Genomic DNA, 2,858 nt, shown 5'->3' with positions numbered 1-2,858 from the left:
AGTCGTTAGCTCAGTTGGTAGAGCATCTGACTTTTAATCAGAGGGTCGACAGTTCGAGCCTGTCACGACTCATTGTTACAAAAGGGTATTGACATTGTAGCATTAATTTGTTATTATAATTAAGTCGTTGTGTTAATTAACTTCTGCCGACTTAGCTCAGTTGGTAGAGCATCTGATTTGTAATCAGAGGGTCGGGCGTTCGAATCGTCTAGTCGGCATTTGCTTATGCGGAAGTAGTTCAGTGGTAGAACATCACCTTGCCATGGTGGGGGTCGCGGGTTCGAATCCCGTCTTCCGCTTAGTAATATGCACCCATAGCGCAATTGGATAGAGTGTCTGACTACGAATCAGAAGGTTGTAGGTTCGACTCCTACTGGGTGCATAATTAACGGGAAATAGCTCAGCTTGGTAGAGCACCTGGTTTGGGACCAGGGGGTCGCAGGTTCGAATCCTGTTTTCCCGATAAGTGATTTTTTCACTAATGTAGTTTATTAGATCGCGGCGTAGCTCAGCTGGCTAGAGCGTCCGGTTCATACCCGGGAGGTCAGGGGTTCGATCCCCTTCACCGCGATATTCATGATGGAGCTTGGACCTTTAGCTCAGTTGGTTAGAGCAGACGGCTCATAACCGTCCGGTCGTAGGTTCGAGTCCTACAAGGTCCATAAGGTTTGGTGGCGCCTTGTAGAAAGTCATTGATTATTATTTATATGGAGGATTACCCAAGTCTGGCTGAAGGGAACGGTCTTGAAAACCGTCAGGTGGGTAAAACCACGCGAGAGTTCGAATCTCTCATCCTCCTTATTTATTATCGCGGGATGGAGCAGTCTGGTAGCTCGTCGGGCTCATAACCCGAAGGTCGTAGGTTCAAATCCTGCTCCCGCAATTGGTCCTATGGTGTAGGGGTCTATCACGCCTGCCTGTCACGCAGGAGATCGCCGGTTCAAATCCGGCTAGGACCGTTTCCTAGTTTTTTAATGGCTCGGTAGCTCAGTCGGTAGAGCAATGGATTGAAGCTCCATGTGTCGGCAGTTCGATTCTGTCCCGCGCCATAGTTAAAATGCGGGTGTAGTTTAGTGGTAAAACCACAGCCTTCCAAGCTGTTGTCGCGAGTTCGATTCTCGTCACCCGCTTATTGGAGAAGTACTCAAGTGGCTGAAGAGGCGCCCCTGCTAAGGGTGTAGGTCGTGAAAACGGCGCGAGGGTTCAAATCCCTCCTTCTCCGTTTTTTTTGACCCGTTGGTCAAGTGGTTAAGACACCGCCCTTTCACGGCGGTAACATGGGTTCAAATCCCGTACGGGTCACTTTTAATTATCGCGGGATGGAGCAGTCTGGTAGCTCGTCGGGCTCATAACCCGAAGGTCGTAGGTTCAAATCCTGCTCCCGCAATTGGTCCTATGGTGTAGGGGTCTATCACGCCTGCCTGTCACGCAGGAGATCGCCGGTTCAAATCCGGCTAGGACCGTTAATACTGATGAATTAGGATCTCTGTTAATCGTATTGACGGAGCCATGAAGTCCTCTGAAGAGAGGGCTTCTTTATTTTACAATTAGAAGGATCCTGGCATAAAAATGATCCATATTTTTTAATCCGTAACAGATTCGTTTAAGTGCTTTAATTTTACGATTGACTCCTTCGATTGGGCCATTAGAAAGCGACGATTTACAGCTGTTGGAAACATACTTTAAGTTTTTCTTCAAAGTTGTAATTGAAGTATCCATTGGTGAGCTTTGTTTTTGATAACTGTTCAAGGTCAGGCAGAGCTTTTTTTCATCATGCTTTTTAATTGCTTCTTGAATTTGGTGGCTACCTCATAAGCGTATTTAAGCTTTGGACTAGCACTGAGGCCTAAATCAATTAGATTTTGTTGAGTCATATATTCATTGAGTCCCCGGAAATATTGTGTTTTAGAATCATCAACTTTTTCTGCATCTTTATGAAACAAACGCCAATTAATTTTTAAAGCCTTATAAATTCGACTATGTTTATCATTCAGCTGTTTTAAAGTTGTGACTCTGAGTTGGTCAAAAGCTCGATTGACTAGCTGGATGATATGAAAACGATCAATAACGATTTGGGCATTGGGGAAAAGGCGCTTGATAAAAATCTGATAGTTGGCATTCAAGTCAATCACAACTGACTTAACTTTTAGACGTTCGTTGAGAGAGTAACGGTTCTCAAAATAAGCACAGATGTTTTTAGACAAACGATCATCAAGAATAGAGATCAAATTGTGACTTTTAGCATTGAGTGCAATGAATGAGTACAATTTGGCAACTGATTTGAATTCGTCAAAACAAAGATGTTCAGGAAGCTTTGCCAGGCGCTGAGGCCTTTGAAAATCATGATACAAAATCCGTTCAACCGAACTAGCAGAGATGCCAACGATTTTGGCAATCGTCGTAACCGGCAATGATTGTTTCGCTAATTTAAAAACAGCTGATTTGAGTCCCCTGGTAAGCGAATGATTTTTTTCAACAATCGGAGTTTTGGCTCCATAAGTTGTTTGGCAAGATTTACAAAAATAACGTTGTTTCCGTAAGTACAACAAAATCATGGGACCATTGAGCGTTGTCAAGCGAAGTTTTGTCAATGTTGTACCATTTTTGATCAGTGATGGGAAACCGCAGTGAGGACAACGAAAGAGCTGGTAGCTGAGACGGGCATGGATTACTTTGAAATGATAAACCACACCAGATCTAACAGTTCTAAGATCTTCAACTTTAAAGAAATTGATATTTGAGTCTTTTATTTCGAGTAAGCGTGCGATAGAATCTAATTGGGACATGGCTTTTCCTTCTTTCGATTGGGTTTTGTCACTTAAATCGTATCATAGGATGCCATGTCCTTTAATGTATGA

1 protein-coding gene and 16 tRNA genes are annotated in these 2,858 nt (G+C 43.5%); 16 read left to right on the top strand and 1 reads right to left on the bottom strand.

Going from position 1 to position 2,858, the window contains the following annotated elements:
* The 16 genes from ON15_RS08365 (at window position 1) to ON15_RS08290 (ending at window position 1,463) form a co-directional block, all read left to right on the top strand.
* Window positions 1-72 (top strand) — tRNA-Lys (locus tag ON15_RS08365).
* A 73-nt stretch (window positions 73-145) separates the two neighbouring features.
* A tRNA-Thr gene (locus ON15_RS08360) sits at window positions 146-218 on the top strand.
* A gap of 9 nt (window positions 219-227) precedes the next feature.
* A tRNA-Gly gene (locus tag ON15_RS08355) sits at window positions 228-299 on the top strand.
* Window positions 300-308: 9 nt separating this feature from the next.
* Window positions 309-382: transfer RNA gene (locus ON15_RS08350), tRNA-Arg, on the top strand.
* 7 nt (window positions 383-389) lie between these two features.
* A tRNA-Pro gene (locus ON15_RS08345) sits at window positions 390-463 on the top strand.
* 34 nt (window positions 464-497) lie between these two features.
* A tRNA-Met gene (locus tag ON15_RS08340) sits at window positions 498-571 on the top strand.
* 17 nt (window positions 572-588) lie between these two features.
* Window positions 589-662 (top strand) — tRNA-Ile (locus ON15_RS08335).
* Between the two features lie 47 nt (window positions 663-709).
* Window positions 710-799: transfer RNA gene (locus ON15_RS08330), tRNA-Ser, on the top strand.
* 10 nt (window positions 800-809) lie between these two features.
* Window positions 810-883, top strand: a tRNA-Met gene (locus ON15_RS08325).
* A 2-nt stretch (window positions 884-885) separates the two neighbouring features.
* Window positions 886-959: transfer RNA gene (locus ON15_RS08320), tRNA-Asp, on the top strand.
* Between the two features lie 17 nt (window positions 960-976).
* Window positions 977-1,049 (top strand) — tRNA-Phe (locus ON15_RS08315).
* Between the two features lie 10 nt (window positions 1,050-1,059).
* Window positions 1,060-1,130: transfer RNA gene (locus ON15_RS08310), tRNA-Gly, on the top strand.
* Between the two features lie 4 nt (window positions 1,131-1,134).
* A tRNA-Ser gene (locus ON15_RS08305) sits at window positions 1,135-1,222 on the top strand.
* Between the two features lie 8 nt (window positions 1,223-1,230).
* A tRNA-Glu gene (locus ON15_RS08300) sits at window positions 1,231-1,302 on the top strand.
* An 11-nt stretch (window positions 1,303-1,313) separates the two neighbouring features.
* Window positions 1,314-1,387, top strand: a tRNA-Met gene (locus tag ON15_RS08295).
* 2 nt (window positions 1,388-1,389) lie between these two features.
* Window positions 1,390-1,463, top strand: a tRNA-Asp gene (locus tag ON15_RS08290).
* 288 nt (window positions 1,464-1,751) lie between these two features.
* Here the strand turns inward: ON15_RS08290 and ON15_RS11650 are convergent.
* Complete coding sequence (locus ON15_RS11650; RefSeq protein ID WP_050999218.1) at window positions 1,752-2,786, bottom strand: ISL3 family transposase; 1,035 nt, start codon at window positions 2,784-2,786, stop codon at window positions 1,752-1,754.
* Window positions 2,787-2,858 lie beyond the last annotated feature (72 nt).

It is taken from the genome of Liquorilactobacillus vini DSM 20605 (genome assembly GCF_000255495.1).
GTDB lineage: Bacteria > Bacillota > Bacilli > Lactobacillales > Lactobacillaceae > Liquorilactobacillus > Liquorilactobacillus vini.
This window is presented reverse-complemented; position numbering and strand designations above follow the sequence as displayed.